The sequence below is a fragment of the Frankia sp. CgKIO3 genome, from assembly GCF_977946435.1.
Window position 1 is genome coordinate 14,557 of sequence record NZ_CDWTMO010000008.1, and the last position, 23,611, is coordinate 38,167.

Sequence of the window (23,611 nt, forward strand, 5' to 3'; positions counted from 1 at the left end):
CCTGCATGCACGGCGGAATGCGACATAGTGGACACCATACGCCATAATGGCCACGTAACGCCCCGATATCGACACCGGGCGTGCCGAGATCGTTTCCAGGTGCACAATGATCGGGAGCGGGGAGTCGCGGCATGGTGGGCGGCGACACGGTGGGCGGCAACACAGGAGCAGGCGAGTGGGACGGCGGAGGGTCGGCGATGGGGGTGGGCACGCTGACCACGGCTGAGGCCCGACTGATCCAGGGGCTCTTCGTTCCACGGGAGCGTTGGGGCTGGAAGTTCGTCGACACCGGTCCATCGACCCCGAGCCCGCTCGCCGACCGTCAACCGGCCTGGCAGGAGCCCGAACCGCCCGATCTGACCGCGCTCACGGCCCGGCGAAACCATGCCGTCCGCGCCCTGCTGACCCGGCTCGTCCTGCCGATGGCCTTCGTGGTGTTCGGCACGCTGCTCGCGGGCGAGGGGGGGTTCTTCTTCGTCCCGGCGGGACTCGCGCTCGCCGTGGTCGCGTGCCTGCCTCCGTTGGTCCTGCACTGCCGGCTGGGCCGGACGCCATCCCGGACCGCGTCGGCCCGGGCCGACGGGTACACCCGCTACCTACAGGCGTTGACGTCCTGGCAGACCGAGGTCGACGCGCACGACCGGGCCGAGTTGCAACGCCGGGAGGCCACCGCCGTCTTCTATCCCGTCTCGGCCCCCGCGGCGACCCCCAGGATCGACGTGTTCGGCGGAACCGGCGACGGATGGGCGAGCCTGCTGGCCACCGCGGGCTGCTCGGTGCTCACCGGCGGCACCGGCATCCTGCTCGTCGATCTCAGCGAGCGGACGGTGGGCGGGGGGTTGGCGCGCCTCGCCGGCCAGGCGCGCTGGCCGGTGGAGTCCTGGGACCTGCCCCGCCAGCTCGACGAGGTGGCACTCCTCGACGGCTTCGGGCCGCGGGAGGCCGGCGAGCTCGTCGCCGACGCGTTCGGCCTGTCCCAGGAGAGCGGCGATGATCCGCACCGACGCGCCCTGCACGCGGATCTGGTCACCACCGTCGCCGTCGTTCTGTACGAACGGCTCAGCATTCGCCGTCTCGCCGAGGGCCTGCGCGTCCTCGAAGGTCTCGACGACGGCAGCGCGGCCATATCGCTGTCGACGGCCGAGGCCGGGGAGCTCACCGCGCACATGGACGCGTTCGGCCGCGGCGACCGGATCGCCGATGAGCTGCGCTACCTGCGTTCCTCGCTGGAGGCGCTCAGCCCGCCACCACCAGCCACGGCCGCAACGGCACCGGCCGCGACGGTCGAGGCCCACATGTTGACGGCCGCAGCCGGTAGGTCGACGACCAGGGTGCCGACGACCAGGGCAGACAGTGTGCCCCGTCCGCTGGCGGCCTGGTGGCCGGTACCCGGGCTGCGGGTTCTCGCCACGTCGAGCCGGGACTCGTCCGCCCACCGCAAGGAACTCGCGGACCGGCTCCTCGTCCAGACCGTGCTCCACCAGCTCCGTCGCCGCCAGCGGGGCGGGCCGACCAGCCGGGACATGCTGGTTGTCGCCGGGGCGGACCATCTCGGCCGAGCGGTCCTGACCGGGCTGACCCGCCACGCCGAGCTCGCCGGGGTGCGGCTCGTGCTGCTCTTCGAACGGCTCGCCGACGACGCCGAACGGGTGCTGGGCAGCCAGGGGGGCTCGACTATCATCATGCGATTGGGAAACGGTAAGGACGCCGCGACCGCGGCGGAGTTCATCGGGCGTGGTTACCGCTTCGTCATGTCTCAGGTGACGGCCCAGGTGGGGCGCAGTTTCACGGCCGGCGACAGCGACAGCGTCGGTGACCAGGACGGCACCTCGGAGACGGCCGGCACCAGCGGCGGAACCGGCCGGACCTACGACGGCACCCGGCTGCTGCCCTGGTTGCAGAACACGTCGAAGAACGCCGGATGGCAAGAGTCGGTGACGACGTCGCGATCGCAGACCTGGCAGCGCACGACAAACTCGTCGGTGAGCGACTCGACGACCGACGGCACGACCTCCCAGCGGGTCTACGAGTTCACCGTGGAGCCGACCACCGTCCAGACCCTGCCGGCGACCGCATTCCTGCTGGTCAACCCGGTCGATGGGGCGGGACGGGTGGCGCCGGGGGACTGCAATCCGGGCACCGTCCTGCTGCCCGGGGTCTCCTCGGCCGACCGCTGGTCCGTACCCGACGCGGCCGCCGCGCCCCTGGCAGGTCACCACGCCGGAACCGCCGGAGCCGGGATGATCCAGTCCGGCGCGGGCCAGGCTGGTACTGATCATGCCGGTCTGGCGCGGACCGGCGCGGAGGAACGGCGTCGGATCGAGCCCGCCCCGCCCGTCGGGTTTCCGGGCATCGGCCAGCAACCGCCGGCCGACGAGGAGGTCTACCGGCTCGTCCCGCCCAAGACACGTCCCAGCGGCTCCGGCGGCTCCGGGGGTCAGAGCACTCACCCGGGGACGCGGGGATGGGTTCCCGGCGTCGGGGACCACCACCCGGGGCATGGCTGACCCGGGCCGGAACGCGGCCGTCAGGAAGGAGACAGCCGAAAATTATCCACAGCCCGAAAAAGGTTCTGGCCCAACGGACAGACAACCTCCATCGTCTTCTCATGGCCCATAACCCTGGCCGACTCTCCTGGCAGGAGATCGCCACCATGCAGGCCGGCGTGATCACGATGCGCGATGCGATCAACGCCGGCATCACCCGCGACGAGATCCGCCGACGGTTGAACGACGGCCGCTGGCAGCAACCCTTCCGCGGCGTGCTGATCACGGCCGCCGCACCCGTGACGAGGATGCAGGAGCTGTGGGGGCCCTGCAGGCCGTCGGCCCGGACGCGGTGCTCGCGGGCGCCTGCGCGGCGGGGCTCGCGGGTCTGGACGGTTACGACACCGGCCCGGTGACGGTTCTCCTGCCCACCGACCGCCGGATCGCCGCGCCGCCGGGCGTGCTTCTGCGGCACAGCGCTCGGCTCGACATCACCGAGATCGATCCCCTCCGCCTGCCCCGGCGGACGGCCCCCGCCCGGTCCGTCATCGACATGGCCGAGTGGGCGTCTACCCGCGCGGACGCGCAGGGCCTGCTCGTCGACGCCGTCCGCCGGCGTTTCGTCACCGTCGCGAGCCTGCGGACCGCGCTGGCCCGGCGTGGTCCGATCAGCCGCCGGACGCTGATCACCGAGACGTTGGACGACCTGGGCCGGGACGCGCCGCACCTCACCGAGATCATGTACCGCCGCATCGAGGCGCAGTGGGGATTGCCGGCGGGGACCCCGAGTGTCGACGGGCCCGCGGACGAGCCGATGGCGCGCCTCGACGTCTGGTACGAGCCGTGGCGCGTGCGGGTGGAGATCCAGGCGACGGTCCCCCGGCCGACGGTCGTCGCCGAGCCGACGGGCCAGCTTCTCATCCGTCTGCCGGCACGCCTGGCGCGGGACGCCCCGGCCGAGGTGGCTTCCCTCGTAGGCGGGGCACTGCGTGACCGCGGCTGGTCGGCGTCGGTGCCGCGCGCTCCGCGGGCGCTGGCCTCCTGAGCTCCGCGGGACATTCGTTCGGCACGTCCCGTATCCCTGTGCCGCGCCGCACATTCCGGTCAACCGGTCCACGCATGTTGCTGATGTTCTGGGACGCCGCCTGGCGCCTCGAGACCTGGCCGGTCCGACCCATCGATCCGGCACCCTAGCCCCGACGGAGGACAAGCTTGCTGTACTCGTGGCTATGTCGTTCTCGGAACAGATGCCGCTGGCGGAGGTGAAGAACCGGCTCTCGGAGATCGTGGACAGCGTCGAACGTGAGCACGGGCGTGTCGTGATCACCAGGCACGGCAGGCCCAGCGCGATCGTCATCAGCGTCGACGACCTGGAGTCGCTGGAGGAAACCCTCGACGCATGGGCAACACCGCGCTCATCGCCGAGATCGGTCGAGGTCAGAGCTCCTTGCGGGCGATCATCAGGTAGGTGCCGGCGTACCGGGCGTCGTGCGCGTACCGGCAGGCAAGGCGGTCGAGGAGCCGGGCCAGTCCCAGTAGGGGGCTGGCCACAAGCATCACCAGGACGCGGCTGGCCGCGCCGGCCGGGCCGGCCTGCTGGGGCAGCCACGGCATGGGGCGTGGCGCGATCATGGCCACGGCGAGCAGCAGGGCGCCGGTCAGGCCACCGGGACGGCGCGCCGCGGCGAAGCGCACCGTGACCGGCCGCAGCCCCCGGTCCTCCAGCGCGGCAATCAGGTTCTCCACGGGGATGAAGTGGGCGCGCCCGGGAACCGCCCAGCCGGGCCAGAACCGACCGAGCCAGCGGGCCTGCCGGCAGTCGGCGTTGGCCAGCTCGCAGACGACGTGCCCGCCAGGCGGCAACGCCTTCGCGACGGCGTCGAGCTCCGCCGACGGGTCGTCGCGGCGTTCCAGGTAGTCGAACATGCTGATGACGTCGTACCGGCCGGCGAGGCTGTCGACGACGTCGGGGAAACGGCCGTAGTGGGCGTGGTCGACCCAGCCGCACGCCAAGCCCTTCGCCAGGCCGGGAAAGGTGTCGAGCCCGTCGAACACCGTCCTCGGCCATACCTCGCGGGCCGCGTTGGCGAAGTGACCGTACCGGTCCCCCACGGCCAGCCAGGTCCGTGGCACCACGAACGGCCGGACGACAGCAGCCTGCTCGGCGACATCGGTGCGCAGGCCGTCGTAGCGGTCCCGGTCGTAGAACTCGCGCCCGGCCGGGCTCAGCGACGGATTGAGGAAGACGTGTCCGCAGCGCTCGCAGCCGTCCAGCCGGAAGGAACCGGGCTTGCGCAGGAGCAGGTCCGGCGACTCCACCCGGGTGGCAAGCTCGACCGATCCGCACCAGGGGCAGTCGGCCCGGTCGTGGCGCAGGAACCGGTCAAGGCCAGCCTGGACGTCCTGGGAGTAGGAGGCGCGGCTGGCTGCGGTCTCCTGCCTGGCCGCATGCTTGACCGGGTCTGGGGGAAGCCCGGCGGCCTTCGCCTCGGCCGCCTTCACGGCCTGCGCCCGGCCGGCCCGCACGGAGTCGACCACGAACAGCACCCCGCCGAGGATGCGCACGATGGGGGAACGAATGAGATCGCGCGGGGACAGCGGCACCCGGCCGGCGCAGACGAAGAACGGCTGGAACCAAAACAGCGCCATGGCCGCGAGGCCGAACGGCTGGTTCACGTGGAAGCCGATCGCGGTGGCGATCTGGGGTACGAACGGGAAGAGCTGGTTCTGCCGGGTGAACCGGTAGGCCCGCTGCTGGACGCGGACGCGCATCGCCGCGTCGTCCCGGGCGGCACGCAGCCCCGGCAGCACTGCCAGATCCGTCGAGCCGGAGGCGAAGGTCTTCAGCCGCTCGGTGATGTCGACGAGCTCCACCGGGTCGAAACCGTCCCGGCGGGTGATCCCAGCCCGCTGGAGGATCTCGGAGCGGACCAGCAGCGCCTGGAAGGCGCCGCGGCCGGGCACGCAGCGGTCGGCCCGGTAGGTGCGGATGTCGACCATCCGGGCGAGGTCGAGCGCCCGTTCGGCCGTCAGGTCCGCCGGGACGAGGTCGAGCACGTCGAGCCGGTCCCGGCTGGCGTGGTAACTGGCCGCCCGTCGGCCGCTGTCGGAGAGGCGGACCCCGGTCGCGACGAGGAACTCATGCGCGGGGTCCACCGGGCGACCGGAGGCTGGCAGGGTGTCGAGGCGACGCAGCCGGCCGCGCAGTCGCACACCGTTGATCGCCAGACCGGCACACACCAGGATCGGCAACCATGTCAGCACGACGTCAGAACCGTTCGAGCATCAGACCATGAGACCGATCATCGACCACCAGACCGAGCATCAGGAGGCCAGTTTCTCAAGATGATCGGCGGCGGCGGCCACCCCGCCGGCGGCGGCGAAGGCGGCCCGCATCCGGGCAGCGGCGGCCCGGTACGACGGATCGTCCAGCACGGCCGTCACCGCGGAACGCACGGCGGTGGGTCCGGCCCGACCGAACTTGACGCGCACCCCGGCCCCGTTGCGGACGACCTGCTCGCCGATGATCGGCTGGTCGTCGCGAACCGGGGCGACCACCAGCGGAACCCCGTGTGACAGCGACTCGCAGACGGTGTTGTTGCCGGCGTGGCACACCACCGCCGACAACCGCGGAAGTAACGCGACCTGCGGCACGAACGGCGCGACCAGCAGGTCGTCGGGCGCCGCGGCGGCGAGGTCGTCGACGAGCCCGGGTGTGGCGACGACGATCGCCTGTACCCGCTCGGGCAGGCCGAGCAACCCCTCCGCCGCCGCCCGCAGGAATCGACCGCCGGCCTCCCGGGTCACCGTGCCGAGGGAGACGAGCACCGCCCGGCGGGCCGGGTCGAGCCAGTCCCAGGGGAACTCGCCCACGCCGGCCCGTTTCCCGACCGCGCTGCCGACGAAGACCGCGTAGTCCGGGATCCCGGGGTTGTGCAGCATTTCCCGGACGGAGAAGACGAGGGTCAACGCCTCGGAGAAGCGCAGGTCCCCGACGGCCGCCTCGCCGGGCGGCACTCCGTGCCCGGTCTGGAAGTCCCGCAGGCGGTCGACGACCCACTGCCCCAGGCCCGCGAGCACCCCGTAAGGGTTGTCGAACTCGGCGGAGGTCGCCGCGAGGGTCGCCCAGCGCAGGCTCCGACGACGGGCGACAAGCGCGGCGCCCACCGCCTGCTGGTCGATGACGAGCAGGTCGGGCTGGAAGTCGTCGATGATCCTGTCGATCGCCGGGGCCATCATCGAGCCGAGCGGGAGCAGGAAGTCCTCCCACAGGAACTTCAGCGACGCCGGCCCCCTCAGCGCCCGAGACGTGTCCTGGATCCGGGACCACTTCTCGCCCAGGACCGCCTCGGGTAACGCCAGCAGAGCCAGCTCCGGCGGGATCAACGATCCGATGACGCCCGCGTACCCGGCGAGCGCCACCTCGTGACCACGGGCGGCCAGCTCGGCGGCGACCCCGACCGCCGGGTTGACATGCCCGGTCAGGGGCGGCACCACGAACAGCACGCGGCTCATCGGACGCTCCTCACGCCCCTCACACCCCTCGCTCCTCACACCCCTCGCCGGCCGCAGCTGCCGCGTCGGCCGGGATCGGGGCCGACCGGCGCTCGGCGTTGAGATCGGGCGGCGGCACCCGCTGCGTCACCCAGTCCGGGGTGGCGAAGCGCCGGCCGTTCGCGCGCACGTAGGGCGGCGGCGTCGTCTGGCTGCGGAACAACCACCACCGCAGCAGGTCCCGCAGGTAGTGCGCGGCCTCCCGTAGCACCATGTGCGTGTGGTACTCCAGGACGATCAGGGTGCAATCGGGCACCAGCGCGGCCAGGCCCGCAGCCTGCCCGATGATGTCGGAGTTCTCCCCGTACACCGCGAGCACCGGGACGTTCAGCGCGGCCAGCGCCTCGGTGGAGAACGGCGGAGTCGCCAGCATGTCGGTGGCGATCGTCGTCTCCTGCAGCAGCCGCTGCGCGGCCCGGGTGGCGCGGCTGGCCACGCGCCCGGCGCCGTTGTCCAGCCACTCCTGGACCTCCTCGTCGCTCATCGCGACGAGGATCTGGGTCAGCGATCGGGCCATCTCCTCGCCGAGACCCTCGATCAGGAACGGCGGCTCGATCAGCGTCAGGCTCGCCACCCGGGAAGTGAACTCCAGCCCGAAAGCCAGCGCCATCGTGGCGCCGTAACTGTTACCCACCAGGTGCACCGGGCGGTCCACTCCGAGCTCGTCGAGCAGCCCGAGCAGGTCTGCCATCGAGTCCGCCAGCCCGTAGCCGCTGCGGGTCCGCTCGCTGCGCCCATGGCCGCGCAGGTCGTAGCAGATGACGTCGCAGCCGGCATCAGCGAGGCAGTTGCCCAGCGTGAAGTAGAAGCTGGAGATGTTGTCCATCACCATGCCGTGCACCATCACGACGACCGGCGAGTCCGTGGACGCTCCGCCCCTGGGCGCCAGTCGCTGCACATGCAGCCGGATCCCGTTCGCGATGACCTCAGCCACGGGCCTTCAGGCCGATCCCGCCGGCGCCAGCGTCGGGAGGCTGTCGACGATGAAGCGGACGACCTCGCCGACCCGCATGTTGATCACCTGGTCGACGTCCATGTCGGCAAGGAAGCCGACGAAGTCCACCGCCTCGCCGTAGCGCTCACGCAGCCGGTCGGCCAGCGCCACGAACTCGATGCTCTCCAGCTCGAGATCCTGATTGAACGAGGTGGCCATCGTGATCTCCATGTCCACGACGTATTCCTCCCCGATCACCTCCCGCAGGAGCTCCGTGACCTCACCGAGGATCCGGGCCTCGGCCTCGGCCCGTGTGACGGCGCCGGTGCGGTCGTCCGGTTCCGGGCCGGGAGGACCCTGCCTCGTCGTGCTCTGCGCAGACATCATCAACACTCCTTCTGGCTCTGGAGACCATGCGCCTCGACCGCGGGGGAGGTCCAGGCGACTACGTAACTGACGGTAGCGACATCGACTCTTCCGGCGGAGACGCCATCGCCCACAGCGTCCTGGCGCTGCGGCGGCGGTGCCCCGCCCTCGCGGGGCACCGGGCCGGTCGGTTCCGGCTGAATCCGGCCGGCGGCGTCCACCGTACGCAACGCCACCCACCGGGTCCGCTCCGGCACCGACCCGTCGGGACCATCCCCGTAGACGGTGACCCGGACCAGATCGGGCGGGGTGCCCCCCGCCCGGGAGGATGCGAGCCCATCCCTTCCCGGAAACTGGGCCGTCCCCAGGGAATGAGGGCCGTCCACGACGAACCGGCGTGGACAGCCGGCGAGGCCCGTTCCGTCGGCCTTCGCCGCCGCCTCTTTCGCCGCCCACAACCGGGTGAACCACACGGCCCGCCGGTGAGAATCGGTGCCGGCGACCCGGTCGAGCAGGCGCAGTTCGCTGGACGCCAAGGCCGCCTTCTCGACCCCGGCGGCGCGGGACACGATCTGCTCAAGATCGATACCGATCTCCCCGTCCGCGGCGACCAGGGCCACGGCGAGCTCCGGCTTGTGGGCGAGCGACACCCACGGGGGGTCGAGCGCGGGGACACCCGGCCGCGCCGGCAGGGAGGTGATGACCGGGGCACCCACGTCGTCGTTACGGATCCCGATCTCGATCCCCCAGACGGGCCCCGCTCCCCGCTCCCACAGCCATCGCCGGACTGCGTCCTGGGCGGCGATCCGTCCCAACAGCCGGCCACGCGCCGCCCTGGGGTTGAGCGCGGCGAGCCGGGCACGCTCGGCGGCATCAGCGTAGTGGCGCACGATCAGTTCCCGCGAAGCCGCATCGGGCCAGCGGTCCACGGCGACCACCCAGCCCTCACCGGAGGGCTGCGCCACGGTGTTCAGCTCCGGCGCACGCACCATCGCCCAGAGCACGTCGTCGTTGGCGAACCGGCGGTCGGTCCACCCGGTGATGACCGCCCAGACACGCCCGTCAGCCCGCCGCACCTCCATATCCGCGGTCACCGTGCGCTCGGCCACCTGACGGATCCGTACGACGCAGTCCACCAGGTCGCCCTCTACCGGCACCGGGCCGTGGAACCGCACGTCGGCCAGGGACTGCGGGAGCAGGAGGGAGTCGTCGGACAGATGCTCCATCGCCCAGTAGCCGAAGAGCTGGCCCACGTTGTCGAGCAGGGCGCCGGACGCCGACGGCACCCGCAGACGCCCCCGGATACCGGTCGGGGCGATCGCCTCGATCCGATGGATGCCCTGGTAGCCGGGACCGTGGAAGAGGAACCGGGCCCCGTAGAGATCCCTGCCATGATGCCGCGGGGGCCGCTCGACGGGCAGCGTCGGGCCCGTCCGGCCCACCGACAGATCGGCGGTGATCGCGGTCGACCCGGGCGACGGCAGGTGGTCCGCCGCGAACAGCACCGTGCCGCGGGCGTAGCCGTCCACGGTCACCCGCACCGCGTCCGGCCCTGCGGGGGCGAGCGCAATGGACACCTCCACCGCCGGCTCGATCGCGAGCCAGCGCAACGCCCGAACGTCTCGGACACCGACCGGCACCCGGCCCGGCAGCAGCGCGGCGGCCTCGCCGATCATGAGCTCGAGGACCTCGATCATCGGCACGACCGGGAACAGATCGGACATGTCCGCCCAGCCCGGCGGCTGACGGTAGAAGCAGTGGTCGACGATGTGCGGCATCGACGCCAGCGACAGCCGTCGCCGGAACATCCGCGGCCCGGGTTCGGGACTGTCACGGGGCACGGGTACCCGGCCCACCGCGGACGTCCGACCTGCGCCCGGGGTCGCAGCGCCCGGGATTGCCCCGCCCCCCGGTCCGGGCGGGGGGACCCGAGCCGATGTCGCCCCATGCGACCAGCGGTCGACCACGGTGGACATCACCGCGTCCGCCTCGGCGAGCGCGGCCCGCAGCTCGGCGATCACCGGATGCGTCGGCACGTCACCCCCGGCCCAGGCCGGCGGATTCCGGTGGGTCCGATCAGCACTGCCCGGGTTGAGCAGGTCGCCGGCTCCGCCGCCGAGGCGGATCAGGGGGGTGCCGAGGCTCAACCGCACCGGGGCACCGACGCGGTGCGGTCCGTTGGCCCCCCCGGGGGGCGGCGGCACCGCCGGCGCGGGTCGCGACCGGCAGGGCAGCAGGTCCATCCGGGGCGCGGCGCCTTCCGCCCACATCGCCGCCGCGACCCGCCGCAGCTGGTCCAGCCCGGGGCGCTTCACGGTATTCGTGACCAACGAGAGATGGTCGTTGCCGGGTAGGATGTCGTCGATGAATCCCGCGACGCTGCCCACTCCGACCTGGATGAAGGCACGCACCCCGCGCTCGCGCAGCCGCTCGACGAGCTGGCGGAAGCGAACCGGTTCGACCAGGTGCCGAAGAGCGAGCGCGCGGATGGCGTCGTGGTCGCTCGGGTAGGGCGCCACCGTGGTCGCCGACCAGATCGGCACGCTCGCCTCGACGAACGCGGTGAGGGCGAGCCGCGCCCGCATCGGGTCCAGGTACGGCTCGAGAAACGGGGAGTGGAACCCCGACCGGAACGGCAGGATCTGGCCCAGCACGCCGTCGCGGCGCAGCCGGTCCAGCGCGGTGCGCACGCTGTCCTCCCGCCCGCAGATGATCGACTGATGCGGGCAGTTGTCGTGGGAGACGACGACCTCGCCGAGCCCGGCGATGACCTCCGCCGCGCGCTGCGCGCCGCAGCCGAGCGCGCCGAAGACGACCCCCGGCACCTCTAGGACGGTCGGGTCGAAGCCGGCGAGGAAGTCGTCGGTGTACTCGTCGGTGATCAGCCCACAGGAGATCATCGCGTTCCACTCGCCGATGCTGTGGCCGCCGACGAGGTCCGGGATGATCCCGAGCCGCCGCAACGCCACATCGAGGATCCGGCCGACCTCAACGCTCGCGACGCCATGCCGGCCGAGCATCCCGGTGTCGTCGAGGGCCGGCTTCGTCAGCCCGAAGTGTTCGCAGACGTCGTCGATCCGCGGGGCGAACTTGTCCTCCAGGCCACAGAACAGGAAGGCGGTCTGCGCCGGGGAGTCCCCGCCCGGCCGCGCGGGGGCGAACATCCCCGCCGGGGTGAACCACAGGTCGTTGCGTCCCCGCCAGAGGGTGCCGCGCTCGACGACGGTGCGGGCGAGCGCCAGCCGACGGGCGGTCGGCGCGACCAGGGCCAGCCGCCACGGCCCACCGGTCGGCGGGGCCGCGGCGTCGTCGCGGGCGAGCAGTTCCGCGTCCGGGACGTCGAGCTGGGCCAGCAGGTCAGCCGCGTCGGCCCCGGCGAACAGCAGCACCGGTTCGGCGTCCGGATCGACGTCCGGGTCGGCCGCCCGGTCCACCGTGGTCACCGCCGGGGCGGCGAACGTACGGGCCGCCGTCACCGCCGCAGGTGCCGGCGCCTCCTCCAGCACCAGATGGGCGTTGATGCCGCCGAACCCGAAGGCGTTGACCCCCGCTCGGCGGGGACCGCCGCCGGCCGGGGTGTCCCACTCGACGGCGGCGCGCACCGGCGCGAACCGGCTGCCCGCGAACGCCGGATGCGGCTCGTCGCAGTGCAGCGTGGGCGGCAGGACCCGGTGGTGCAGCGCCAGCGCGGTCTTGATCAGAGCGGCCGCGCCCGCGGCCGGCATCGCGTGACCGATCATGGACTTGACGGAACCGATCCCGATGTCCGCCCGCCCCGGCCCGGCCGGCCCGGCCGGCGCGGTGCCGAAGATCCGGCCGAGGGTGGCGAGCTCCACAGCGTCGCCAGTGGGGGTGGCCGTGCCGTGCGCCTCGACGAGGCCGATCGCACCCGGCGCCGTCGGGTCGAGCCCGGCATCCGCCCAGGCCCGGCGGACGGCGAGCGTCTGGCCTTCGACCGCCGGGGCCATCAGCGAGGCGGACCGGCCGTCACTGGACGTGCCCGATCCCCGCAGCACCGCGTAGATCCGGTCGCCGTCGCGCTCGGCGTCGGCGAGCCGCTTGAGGACGACCATACCGACGCCCTCGCCGATGAGGATGCCGTCGGCCCGCCGGTCGAAGGGACGGATGATCTCACTCGGGGACAACGCCCGCAGCAGGGTGAAGACGCTCCAGAACGACGCCTCGTGCACGATGTGGGCGCCACCTACAATCATCGCGTCGGTCCGGCCGGACCCGAGGTCGCGCATCGCCATGTCGACGGCGATGAGCGATGACGCGCAGGCCCCGTCCACGGTGTAGGCGGGCCCGCGCAGGTCGAGCCGGTTGGCGATGCGGGAGGCGGCGAGGTTCGGCACCAGCCCGATGGACGCCTCGGGGCGCTGCGGTCCGAGCTGGGCGACGAACGCCTCCCGGACCCGTTCGACGGCCTCGGCCGGCAGGTCGGGCAGGATCTCGCGCAGCGTCGTGACAATCTGGCGGGAGGTGCGCACCCGCTGTTCGAGCTTGGCGACCCCGGGACCGACGTAGCCGCCGCGGCCGAGCACCACCCCGACACGCTCGGCGTCCCCCAGCCGCTCGGGACCGCCGGCGTCCGTGATCGCCGCGGCGGCGAGCCGCAGGGACAGCAACTGGTCGGGTTCGGTCCAGTCGACGGCGAGCGGCATGATGCCGAACGCGGCCGGGTCGAACGACGCGAACTCCTCGACGAAACCGCCACGCCGGCAGTAAAAGGCGTCGCCCGCACCGCCCGGTCCGGCGCCGGGACGGTCACCGCGGGGCGGGTCGGGGCGGAACAGGTCGGGGCGGAAGTAGTCGTCGACGTCGAAACGCTCCGGCGACACCTCCCGGATCGCGTCGACGCCCCCGACGATGTTGCCCCAGAAGGTGCCGAGGTCGCCGGCGCCGGGGAACAGCGCCGCCATCCCGACCAGGGCGATGGGTGGGGCGCCGCCCCCGGGCGCAGGCCGGGATCCCGACGCCGACCGCCCCCCCGGCCCGGCACCGGGCTCAGGCATCGAACGACTCCACCGAGGCGCACATGTAGACGACCTGCGCGGGCGTGCCCGCCGGAGCGGCCAGCTCCCGCAGCAGGGCGGCCACCCCGTCGGCGGGATCGATCAGGCCGATGCCACGGCGCGCGTACTCCCGGGCAAGCTCCGGGGAGACCATCCCACCACCGGCCACCGCGCCCCCGGCCACCGCGGGGGCCGGTCCGCCGGCCCGTGCCACGAAGTCCCGCGCCGATCCCCAGGGACCCCAGTCGACACTGACCACCCGGCCGGCGAAGCGGCCCGCACAGGCACCGGCGAGCGTGTCCAGGGTGTCGTTCGCGGCGGCGTAGTCGACCTGGCCGCGGTTGCCGAAGACGCCCGCGACACTCCCGAACAGGGCGACGAAGCCGACGTCGTCCCGCAGCGCCGCCAGCAGCGCCCGGGCACCCTCGATCTTCGTTCGGTACACCTGGTCGAACGACTCGGGCGTCTTATCCCGCAGAAGCCGGTCCGCCAGGATGCCCGCGCCGTGCACCACGCCGTCGAGGCGACCGTGGCGGGCGTAGACGTCGGCCACGACCGAGGCAACAGCGACACCGTCACGCACGTCCACCGCGTGGTAACGCACCGACGAGGCCAGCCGGCCAAGAACCTCCAGCGTGGTGCGCACCTCCCGCTCGGCGAGCAACCGGGCGACCTGGGACTCGATCTCGGCCGGCCGGCGGACGCCGGTGGCGACGAGCGCGCGGCGCAGCGCCGGGGCGTCGAGCGCATCCGCCGTCACCGGTTCCTCCGGTCCGGTGGGCGGTGGGGTGCGCCCGATCAACTCGATGGCGCAGCCGCTGCGCCGGGCGAGCTCCACGGCGACGGCCGCCGTGATACCCCGCGCGCCACCGGTGAGCAGCACCACCGAGGAGGGGCCGAGCCCGGCGGGCAGTTCGCCTGCGTAGCCCGCCGCACCCACGTCGCCGACTTCGCCGACTTCGCCCGCGACGCCCAGCTCCACCGGCCGGATCCGCGGGGTCGCGCGGACCCCGTCACGGTAGCCCACCACGGACGGCCCGCCGGGGGTGAGCAGCTCGACGAGCAGGCTCTCGGCGATCCGACGCGGTTCGTCCTTCGGTTCGACGTCGACGAGGCGGACCGCGATGTTGGGAACCTCCCAGGCGATCGTGCGCACCAGGCCGGCGAGGCCCATCCCCGGGGTCAGCTGGATCCCCTCGTCCCCGGCGTCGCCCGGGGCGAGCGCCCCGGTGCCGTGAGGCGACGGGCGACCGAAGCGCCCGCCGTGCCCGGTCGCGACGAGCATCCGCCGGCTGCCGCCGAGAGCCGCGGCCCGCAGTGCCGCGAACGCGGCGGGAAGAACGGCGTGGTCGCCGGCGCCGGGATCGATCGAGGCGATCCACACCAGGCCGTCCGCGCCGGCGCCGGCTCGAATCTGGCCGACCAGGCCCCGGTCGTCGGCGGCGAGGATGCGGGCCTCGGCACCCGCCTGCTCCAGCAACGTGGCGAGCTCGAGTCCGACCCCGAGACCGCCCTCGACGAGAAGGAAGCGGGCCCCGGCCAGCGACCCGGCCCGCCCGACCGGCTCCGGGGCCGAGGGCACGGGGACGATCTCCGGTTCGACGACGAACCGCCGTAGCGGGATCGCGGCTGTCGAGCCGGCCCCCCCGGACTTCGCGACTCCGGCGGACCGACCGGACCCGACGGGCTCAGCCGGTTCGGTCGCGCCGACGGCATCCGGATCCACCGACGCGACGATCCAGTCGACGATGCCGCGGACAGTCTTGATCGCCGCCAGCTCCTCGACGACCTCCTCGCCCAGCTCCCCCGACCCGGCATCCACCAGGCCCAGCCGCTGCGCCAGTTCCCCCAGAATCTCCGTCCGCTTGATCGAGTCGATCGACAGGTCAGCCTCAAGATCCAGATCCGGCTCCAGCATCTCCACCGGATAACCCGTCTGTTCCCCGATCACCCCCACCACCGCAGCCGACACCGCGGCCCGGTCCGGCACCACCCGACTCGCGGCAGCCACCCGATCCACCGCAGCCACCCGATCCACCCGACCCGCATCCCCCGCACCGGGCACCCCGGACACCGCACCCGGCGGGTCCGTCAGCCAGTCGACGATGCCGCGGACGGTCTTGATCGCCGCCAGCTCCTCGACGACTTCCTCGCCCAACTCCCCCGACCCGGCATCCACCAGGCCCAGCCGCTGCGCCAGTTCCCCCAGAATCTCCGTCCGCTTGATCGAGTCGATCGACAGGTCAGCCTCAAGATCCAGATCCGGCTCCAGCATCTCCACCGGATAACCCGTCTGTTCCCCGATCACCCCCACCACCGCAGCCGACACCGCGGCCCGGTCCGGCACCACCCGACTCGCGGCAGCCACGTCCGGCACGTCGTCCGACACGGCCCGGGGCCGCGGCGGCACGAAGTCCGCCGGCCGCCCCTCGGGAAGCTGGCCCGGCCGGGCCAGGCCAGTCGGGTCGATGCCCAAGTAGCCCAGTACGACGTCACGTTGCGCCGCGACCAGTTCCCGGGTGGTCCGCAGGAACTCCAGCACCACGGCGTCCACCGATCCGTCACCTCCAAGTTCGGCCAGTCCGGCGGGCCCCGCCGCCGGGTCGTCGGTCGTCTCGCTGTGGTCGGTCACGCCGGTGCGGTCGAACGGGAGGGGCGGCGTCACGGTGTCCTCGACGAACCCGCGCACGCCGACGATCTCGGGCACGCCGACGATCTCGGGCACGGAGGCGACCCCGGGCACGGAGACGACCCCGGGTGAAGTCGTCCGCGCCGTCAGCCGGGTCGGCGGCCGCAGCCCACCGGGAAGGAACCGGCCGTCGGGCGTGCGCACGTAGGCCCCATCGATGAGCCAGCCGGGACGGCGCGGCAGGTCCGTCGCGCTGACCACCCGGGCGTCACGGCCGGTAAACAGCGCGGCGGAGGGGTCGAGCTCGACGCCGACGGCGGCGAGCTCGGCGAGGGCCAGCAGCAACCGGCGCAGCCCCGGCTCGCCGGCGACGTCGGTGGCCACCACCCGGTGCGGTCGACCGGCCAGAATCCTGCCGACGAGCTGCGCCAGGACGCGGCCGGGCCCGGCCTCGACGAAGGTCCGCACCCCCGCGGCGTACATCGCCTCGATCTGCTCGACGAACCTGACCGGCGCCGCCACCTGGCCGGCGAGCATCGCCCGCACCTCGTCCGGGCTGCCGGGGTAGGGCCCGGCGGTCGTGTTGGACCAGACCGGCAGGGTCGGCGCCTCGACCTCGACCTCATCGAGCCGGGCGGCCAGCGCCGTCGCCGCTCCCGCCACCACCGGGCTGTGGAAGGCGCACGCGACCGGGATCGGCTTGGCGCTGATGCCGGCCCGGCCGAGAGCCGCCACGGCGGCGGCAACGGCGTCCGTCGGCCCGGAGATCACGCTCTGCCGCGGGGCGTTGTGGTTGGCCACGACGACCCGGCCCGGTCCGGCCTCCCCACCCGCACCGGCCCCGTCGAGCGCGGCGCGGACCTGCTCGACCGACGCGGAGACCGCCGCCATCGTGCCCGGGTCGTCGCCAGCGGCCGCCAGGATCGCCGCGGCACGGGCCTCGCTCAGGCCGATGAGGTCCCGCCGGTCCAGTACCCCGGCGGCGCACAGCGCGACCAGTTCGCCGTAGGAGTGCCCGGCAACGTGGTCCGGGCGCACCCCGAGACTGGTCAGCAGGTCGTGAACGGCAAGCCCGGCGAGCCCCAGCGTCGGCTGGGCCGCGCGGGTGTCAGTAATCGCGGCTGCCTGGGCGGCCTTCTGCTCCCGGGAGAAGGCCGCCGGCGGGAACATCGTGTCTGCCCACCGGGGAGCGAGGTCCAGCACGGACCGCAGCCGTGGGAAGGCGATGAACAGGTCGGCGAGCATGCCGGGCCGCTGACTGCCCTGGCCGGGGAAGAGGAACGCGGTGGCACCCGGATCCGCGTCCTGGTCCCGAGCGAACAGGCCCGCCCGAGGGTTCGACGCGAACGTGCGCGCCTGGTCGATGGCGGCGGGCAGCGCGTCGAGGTCGTCGGCGACGAACGCGAGCTGGACCGGGCCGCCGCGTTCCGCGCAGACGGTGGAGGCGAGGTCACGCAGGCGGAACGGCCGTCCGGCCGCGTCGTTCGCGGCGATCAGCCCGGCCAGCCGGTTCAGCGCCCGGGTGGCCGCCGCCCGGTCGGTGCCGCGGACGACGAACAACTCCGCGGGCCAGCGGTCGAGGCCGTGGGCGGGCTCGGGTCCGCCGTCATAGGCGGACAGTACGACGTGGAAGTTGGTGCCGCCGAATCCGAAGGCCGACACGCCGGCGTGGCGCCGCTCGGCCGGGGCGACCCACGGCTTGGCGACGCCGTCGAAGTAGAACGGGCTGGTCTCGGCGTCCCAATAGGTGTTCGGCGTGTCGATGTGCAGGGTCGGCGGCCGCACCCCGGTCTCGACGGCCTTGGCCATCTTGATCAGACCGGCCAGGCCCGCCGCGCACTTCGTGTGCCCGATCTGCGACTTCACCGAACCCACCGCGCACTGGCCCGGTGTCGCACCGTGGTTGGTGAAGACCTCGGTGAGGGTGGCGAGCTCGGTGCGGTCCCCCACGACCGTTCCGGTCGCGTGCGCCTCCAGCAGACCGATCTCGCTGGGCGAGATCCCCGCCCGCCCGTAGGCCCGTTCCAGGGAGAGCACCTGGCCGGCCTTGCGCGGCGCGGTCAGCCCCAGGGCCCGCCCGTCGGAGGAACCGGCGACGGCCCGGATGACGGCGTGGATCCGGTCGCCGTCCCGTTCGGCGTCCGCGAGCCGCTTGAGCACGATGACAGCCACCCCCTCGCCAAGGCTGGTGCCGTCGGCGCCCGCGTCGAAGCTGCGGCACCGCCCGCCCGGAGACAGCGCATGGACAGAGGAAAACAGCAGGAAGTCGTGGGCGCCCGCGTGAGTGTCCACGCCGCCGCACAGCACCATGTCCGAGGTGCCCGCGACGAGCTCCTTGCAGGCGGCGTCAAGGGCGGCGAGCGACGACGCGCAGGCCGCGTCCACGGTGAAGTTCACCCCGCCGAGATCCAGCCGGTTGGCGACCCGGCCGGCGATGACGTTCCCGAGCATGCCCGGGAACGAGTCCTCGTCCAGCTCCGGCAGGAACTCCTCCAGCTCGGCCGGCAGGTCCCCGAGCAGCGCCGGCCACAGGGAGCGGAAGCTGTAGGCACCGGAGAGATCCGTCCCGGCCTCCGTGCCGAAGACCACCGATGTGCGGGAGCGGTCGAACGCCCGGCCCTCGCCGACGGTCTTCTGGCCCACGTCCTTCTGGCCCATGTCGTACCCGGCGCCGCGCAGCGCGCGGGCGGCGACCTCCAGCGCGAGGAGCTGGCTGGTCTCGATGCTGCGCAGCGACTTCGGCGGGATGCCGTAGGCCAGCGCGTCGAACGGCACCTGCGGGAGGAAACCGCCCCATCTCGACGGAGTCCTGCGGCCGGCGTCCCTGAGCACCGCGTCCGGGTGGTAGTAGACCTCGGCGTCCCAGCGATCGGCCGGGACCTCGCGGATAGCGTCGTTGCCGGCGACGATGTTCGCCCAGAAGCTGGCCAGGTCCGGGGCATCCGGGAAGATCGCGGACATCCCGACGATCGCGATGTCGAGCGGCCGGGCGCCCGGACGGTCGGGCGCCGCGATCCGGTCGGCGGACCGCAGCTCGGCGGCCCGGGCGGCGAGCCCGGCCGTGGCCTGCGCGGTGACCTCGTCATGCAGCTCGGCGATGCTCGTCCGCCGCGAACGCAGGGCGGCGACCTGCCCGATCATGTACATGCCCTCCCGGGCCTGGGCCGCGGGATCGACCGTGACGACCTCGCTGCCCTCACGGCGCAGGCCCTTACTCGCGACCCGCAGCCGGCCGAGGTTGAGCGCCTCGAGCTCCTCCCACATCTGCTGGCGGGAGTGGCCGGCGGCGATCAGCTCACGGCGACGGCCCAGAAAGGTGTGGACGTACGCGGACTCCACGCACCGGGTGGCGTGACCGGGAGAGGTCTCGAGCAGCACGGTGCGCTTACAGTCGAGAGCGGCCTGCTGGAAACCCGGCAGGATCGCCCCGGACGCGACGGCCTCGGCGGTGAACAGGTACGCGGTGCCCATCAGCACGCCAACGCTCGCGCCCCGCTCTGCGAGCGGCCCGGCCGCCGCGGCGACCATCGCAGCGGAACGGGCGTCGTGCACGCCCCCGGCGAACAGCAGATGCAGGCCCGCGAAGAAGTCCGGACCGGCCTGATCGGTCGCGCCGAACTCCAGCAGGCCGGCGATCTGCGCCTCCCACAGCGGGAAGCTCGCCCGCGGCCCGACGTGCCCGCCGCACTCACGCCCCTCGAAGACGAACTTGCGCGCGCCGTCGGCCAGGAAGCGGTTCAGCAGCCCCGGGGACGGGACGTGCAGGAACGTGTCAATGCCGGCGGCCTCCAGCGGGGCCGCCTGTGCCGGGCGACCTCCGGCGACGATCGCGCAGGGAGGACGCACGTCATGCACAGCGGCGAGTTGGGCGGCCCGCAGCGGTGCCGGGGCGAACCCGAGGACCCCGACTCCCCAGGGCGCGTCCCCGAGCAGGTCCGCGGTCTCCTCCAGCAGGGCGCGGCTGTCCTCGCCGCTCATCAGCGCCAGGGCGAGGAAGGGCAGCCCGCCCTCATCGGCGACGGCACGGGCGAACGCCGCCCGGTCGCTGACCCGCGTCATCGGTCCCTGCGCGACCGGGTGGCGCAGGCCGCGGGCAGCGGCGAAGGGCGCACCGGGGGCGAGGGGACGGGTACGGGTGGCGGCGGCGATGCCCTCGCGGATGCCCTGGCGCACGGCCCGTACGACACCGCCCGCGGTCACGTGGCGGTCGGCGAGATCGGCGGCGAACGCTCCGTCCTGGCCGACCGGGAGGAACTGGTTACGCAGATCACGCGCACCCAGCCGGCACGGGATCGCCGTGGCGTCGCCCGCCATAGCGGCGCCCGCCATAGCGGCGACAGGAAGATCGGGACGGGTGTACACCCGGTAGCCGGCGAGGAGGGTGGTCTCGCTACCGTCCATCGCGCGGACCGCCGCCGCGACCTGTGCCGGCAGCTCCATCTCACGCACCAGGGCGAGCTGGGAGTCCAGGGCCACACCGGCCGCGCCGCCGGCCACCGCGGCCGCCGCGGTGGCCGGACCGATCCCGCCAGCGGCGAACACGGGCAGCGGCGCGCCCTCGGTGGTGACGAACGCCTGCGCGAGCAGATGTTGCAGGAGGGTGAAGGTGGTGAGGTCGCCTACGGGCCCCCCGGACTCGTTGCCTCGCGCGATCAGCCCCTCGGCCCCCGCCGCCACCGCGTCGCACGCCTGCGCGACCGAGGTGACCTCCGCCCAGACCCGGCGCCGCGCCTCTCCACGCGGCCCGCTCGCCTGCAACCGGCTCGTCAGCGCGCCGATGTCCCAGCGGCTCCCCGGACCCGGCCCGGCGTCCGCCCACGCGACGGGGCCGGATCGGGGATCCGGACCGGACCGGACGACTAGTACGACGGTCCCGACGCTCGCGGGCAGCTCGTCGGGATCGAGGGGGCAGCCGGGAGCGACCCGCACCCCGAACCGGCCCGGCGCCCACCGCTCGGCGTCCCGCAGCGCGTCACGTGCCGGTCCGGCCAGCAACCCGAGGTCCAGCACCCCGAGCCCTCCGGCCCGCTGCACCGCGGCGACCAGGGGCGCGGACGGTTCAGCGAACGGCGTGATCACCACGACCAGCTCGCGGGCGTCGAGCGGATCGCGGTCGGCGGGATTGGCCGGCGAGGCCACGGGTGACGCGCTGGGTGCAGTGGTCATCGGCTGGTCCTCCCGACCGGTCCCCGCCTGGGGCAGGGCGCTGAGGGGGCAGAGGCTGAGGGGGCTGTGCTGGTCCGGATAGGCGGGTAATCGCTGGTCCGCGTGAGCGGGTATCTCAAGGGCAGGCGGACAGCCGGCAGACCCGGGGCCGACGGCGCGTCCGCTGCCGCCCGATCGCCGCGGCGGCACATCGAGGCCACAGAACTCACCCACCGAACCAGCATGATCGACTTGTTCCGGACGACAAGACCGCCCGCATCATCCAGACCTCCTGGTCAGTGCCGCCGGGACGGCAGACATCCGGGAAGCCGCATCCGGTTAGCCGACACGGGATTGCCAACGTGCGCGGAATACTAGCCGGCCCGGTTGGGATCATTGCGTGGCGCCGGACCACAGCGTTGATCGTGGGCCCGTCGGACCACTGGCGCGGTCGCCGTGACCAGGTCCGGACGGCATCCGGTCGCCCGCTCGCCCACCGCCGGACATCGATGAGGATGTCGCGGATCGGAATTACACAGAGCCTGCAGGGGTGTGCACCGGGCGACGTCATCAATCGCCGCGGCCATCGATGGAGGTTACGAATGAGTATCACGCAGGTCGCTATCCCGGTCGCCGGTCGCAGCGGTTTCTCTTCGGTATCGATCACCCAATGCGGCGATGAACAGATGTGGCTACTTCCCGGCAACACACGCCCGCATGCGCAGGGCCTGGAGAAATCGGATGCGAGGACGATGCCCCGGGAGGTATGGAACCACGGGCGGGCACCGTCCTGAAAATCGATCGTGGTCGCCGCCAGCCGGGTCAGGCGCTGACGGGCGGGGACTGACTCCTTCAGACCCCATGCGGACCAGAAGGGACATCGGCCAACCTAGTCACAGCGCGCCATCGATCGCAAGCTTATCCGATCAACTTTCCGGAAACGACCTCAATAGGGATGCCAATGGCAACATTTCAGCTACAATAAGCGACAGTCGTCGCGGGGCGCGCAGGACATGACCGTCGGGACCGGTCAGGCGAGGCCAGATCGATTACCACGGACCGGCTTTGTTACTCGAGTGGGATCATCGACACGCGACCGTCGGCACCAGGAACGGACACGCAGCGTGTCCGTTCCCGCCACTGTTCGATCATCGGGACCGGCCTCTCGCCTCTATCCCTTCGCGCCGAAATGCCGGCGGCCCCGACGGAGAGGTCGATCATGATTGCCGCCATCGGAGGATCAGGTGCCGGCGACCGCGCCCCGCGCGGTCGCGCACCGGGGTTCGCGGCTCGGATCGAGGTCGTAGATCATCGACACCGCCGCGGATCCCGCGGATCGAACATCCACGGCAGCAGCCTCATGACCTCATGACGTCACAGTTTCAGGGCCGCGGGTTGCCGGGGGCCGCGAACGCGCTCGTCTCCCGCTGCCACGCGATCGCCAGCTGGGTCCGGTTCGTGCACCCCGTCGCCACGAGCGCATGGGTGAGATGGTGCTTTACCGTGTCGATGCTGATGCACAACGCCTCGGCGACCTGGCGGTTGGAACGGCCTTCGGCGACGAGACGGACGACGTCGCGCTCGCGCGCCGACAGCTTGCCCGCGACCGACGGACCCGGGTCCGCCCGGATGTAGAACCGCAGAAGGTTACCGAGGTGCCGACCGAGAACCGCCCCGACGGCGCGGTCCCGCGGTCCGAACGCGCCCGGCCGAGAATCCAACAGGGACACCACGGCGCCCACGTTCGACGGACCGAACAGGCGGATGAGCAGCTTCGCGTGGATGCCGTGTGCCCGCAGAAACCGCTCCAGGCGCATCCGCACCTCCGGGCGTTCCGGGATGCCGAGATCGTCAAGGGTGGCGAGCCCTCGCTCGCGGACCAAACGCAGGCTGTCCGGATTGCTGAGGGCCTCCAGCTCCCGGTAACGCTCCAGGTAGGGGCCTGCGAGTCGAAGCGCCAGCCCGCGACCGGTGGGCCGGGCGTCCTGGAAGGCGGTCTCGAGCGAGGAGCCCAGGAAGAAGGCGGAATGCCGGTAACCGAGATGCCGGGCCATGCCGTCCAGGGCGAGCTCGCGGAAGGATGCCAGCGACGACGCCCGCTCGCAGTCCTCCACCACGCGCAGGATGCCGCGCAACTCGGCCGCGCCGAGAGCCAGGTCCCGCGGCATCGGCGCGGCACGCGCCACCGGAGCGGACCGGACGGGCGGGCCGCCAGCCGGGACCGCACGGCCGCTGCCGCTCGGCACCTCGCCGTGGCCCATCGGCACACCGCTCCCCGGTGGGACGGAGCGCTGGTGAAGCGGTCGCCCCGCACCGGCGCCGGTGGCGGCGGAATGCCGGGTGGTCGGCGAGCGGTGCGGCGGGGTCAGCGGTGCGGGTGAGCTCGCGGAGACACGCCTCGCGACCCGGCCCGCCGCAGCGGCCTCGGCGGATGTGTCGACGGTCACGCCAATTCGTGGCCGATGTAGTGCGTCCTCACCGA

The 23,611-nt window shown here is 72.9% G+C and carries 10 protein-coding genes and 1 pseudogene; 4 read left to right on the forward strand and 7 right to left on the reverse strand.

Features of this window, described 5'->3' with window-relative positions; all coding sequences use genetic code 11:
• Nucleotides 1-131: 131 nt before the first annotated feature.
• The 4 genes and pseudogenes from AC08OJ_RS02180 to AC08OJ_RS02195 all read left to right on the forward strand — a co-directional run.
• A complete protein-coding gene (locus tag AC08OJ_RS02180; RefSeq protein WP_476594935.1) occupies nt 132-2,507 on the forward strand; it encodes a hypothetical protein in 2,376 nt (791 codons plus the stop codon).
• A 167-nt stretch (nt 2,508-2,674) separates the two neighbouring features.
• Nucleotides 2,675-2,902, forward strand: coding sequence for a hypothetical protein (locus AC08OJ_RS02185; RefSeq protein WP_476594944.1), 228 nt, complete (start codon nt 2,675-2,677; stop codon nt 2,900-2,902).
• On the forward strand, nt 2,806-3,531 hold the full coding sequence (locus tag AC08OJ_RS02190; protein ID WP_476591726.1) for a type IV toxin-antitoxin system AbiEi family antitoxin domain-containing protein: 726 nt from the start codon (nt 2,806-2,808) through the stop codon (nt 3,529-3,531). Before AC08OJ_RS02185 ends, AC08OJ_RS02190 begins: the two co-directional genes overlap by 97 nt.
• A gap of 202 nt (nt 3,532-3,733) precedes the next feature.
• Nucleotides 3,734-3,910: pseudogene (locus AC08OJ_RS02195) on the forward strand (type II toxin-antitoxin system Phd/YefM family antitoxin); the annotation flags it as partial.
• 13 nt (nt 3,911-3,923) lie between these two features.
• Here AC08OJ_RS02195 and AC08OJ_RS02200 read toward each other — a convergent pair.
• The 7 genes from AC08OJ_RS02200 to AC08OJ_RS02230 all read right to left on the reverse strand — a co-directional run bounded on the left by AC08OJ_RS02200 (nt 3,924) and on the right by AC08OJ_RS02230 (nt 23,576).
• Nucleotides 3,924-5,750 (reverse strand): class I SAM-dependent methyltransferase, encoded by a 1,827-nt coding sequence (locus tag AC08OJ_RS02200; RefSeq protein WP_476591725.1) that lies wholly within the window; start codon nt 5,748-5,750, stop codon nt 3,924-3,926.
• A 60-nt stretch (nt 5,751-5,810) separates the two neighbouring features.
• On the reverse strand, nt 5,811-7,001 hold the full coding sequence (locus AC08OJ_RS02205; RefSeq protein ID WP_476591724.1) for a glycosyltransferase: 1,191 nt from the start codon (nt 6,999-7,001) through the stop codon (nt 5,811-5,813).
• A gap of 19 nt (nt 7,002-7,020) precedes the next feature.
• Nucleotides 7,021-7,974, reverse strand: a complete 954-nt coding sequence (locus tag AC08OJ_RS02210; protein ID WP_476591723.1) for an alpha/beta fold hydrolase — start codon at nt 7,972-7,974, stop codon at nt 7,021-7,023.
• A 6-nt stretch (nt 7,975-7,980) separates the two neighbouring features.
• Entirely contained in the window at nt 7,981-8,358 is a 378-nt protein-coding gene (locus AC08OJ_RS02215; protein ID WP_476591722.1) for a phosphopantetheine-binding protein, read from the reverse strand.
• Between the two features lie 2 nt (nt 8,359-8,360).
• A complete protein-coding gene (locus AC08OJ_RS02220; protein WP_476594936.1) occupies nt 8,361-13,355 on the reverse strand; it encodes a type I polyketide synthase in 4,995 nt (1,664 codons plus the stop codon).
• Nucleotides 13,348-21,150, reverse strand: a complete 7,803-nt coding sequence (locus AC08OJ_RS02225; RefSeq protein ID WP_476594937.1) for an SDR family NAD(P)-dependent oxidoreductase — start codon at nt 21,148-21,150, stop codon at nt 13,348-13,350. The genes AC08OJ_RS02220 and AC08OJ_RS02225 overlap by 8 nt, the downstream gene beginning before the upstream one ends.
• A 1,361-nt stretch (nt 21,151-22,511) precedes the next feature.
• Nucleotides 22,512-23,576 carry a helix-turn-helix transcriptional regulator gene (locus tag AC08OJ_RS02230; protein ID WP_476594938.1) on the reverse strand — a complete coding sequence of 355 codons (1,065 nt, stop codon included), beginning with the start codon at nt 23,574-23,576 and terminating at the stop codon, nt 22,512-22,514.
• Nucleotides 23,577-23,611 lie beyond the last annotated feature (35 nt).

Bases quoted from the DNA above. Each gene is read 5' to 3' on its own strand.
- AC08OJ_RS02225 (WP_476594937.1), bottom strand. From the start codon at position 21,150: ATGACCACTGCACCCAGCGCGTCACCCGTGGCCTCGCCGGCCAATCCC.
- AC08OJ_RS02185 (WP_476594944.1), top strand. From the start codon at position 2,675: ATGCGCGATGCGATCAACGCCGGCATCACCCGCGACGAGATCCGCCGA.
- AC08OJ_RS02205 (WP_476591724.1), bottom strand. From the start codon at position 7,001: ATGAGCCGCGTGCTGTTCGTGGTGCCGCCCCTGACCGGGCATGTCAAC.
- AC08OJ_RS02215 (WP_476591722.1), bottom strand. From the start codon at position 8,358: ATGTCTGCGCAGAGCACGACGAGGCAGGGTCCTCCCGGCCCGGAACCG.
- AC08OJ_RS02220 (WP_476594936.1), bottom strand. From the start codon at position 13,355: ATGCCTGAGCCCGGTGCCGGGCCGGGGGGGCGGTCGGCGTCGGGATCC.
- AC08OJ_RS02180 (WP_476594935.1), top strand. From the start codon at position 132: ATGGTGGGCGGCGACACGGTGGGCGGCAACACAGGAGCAGGCGAGTGG.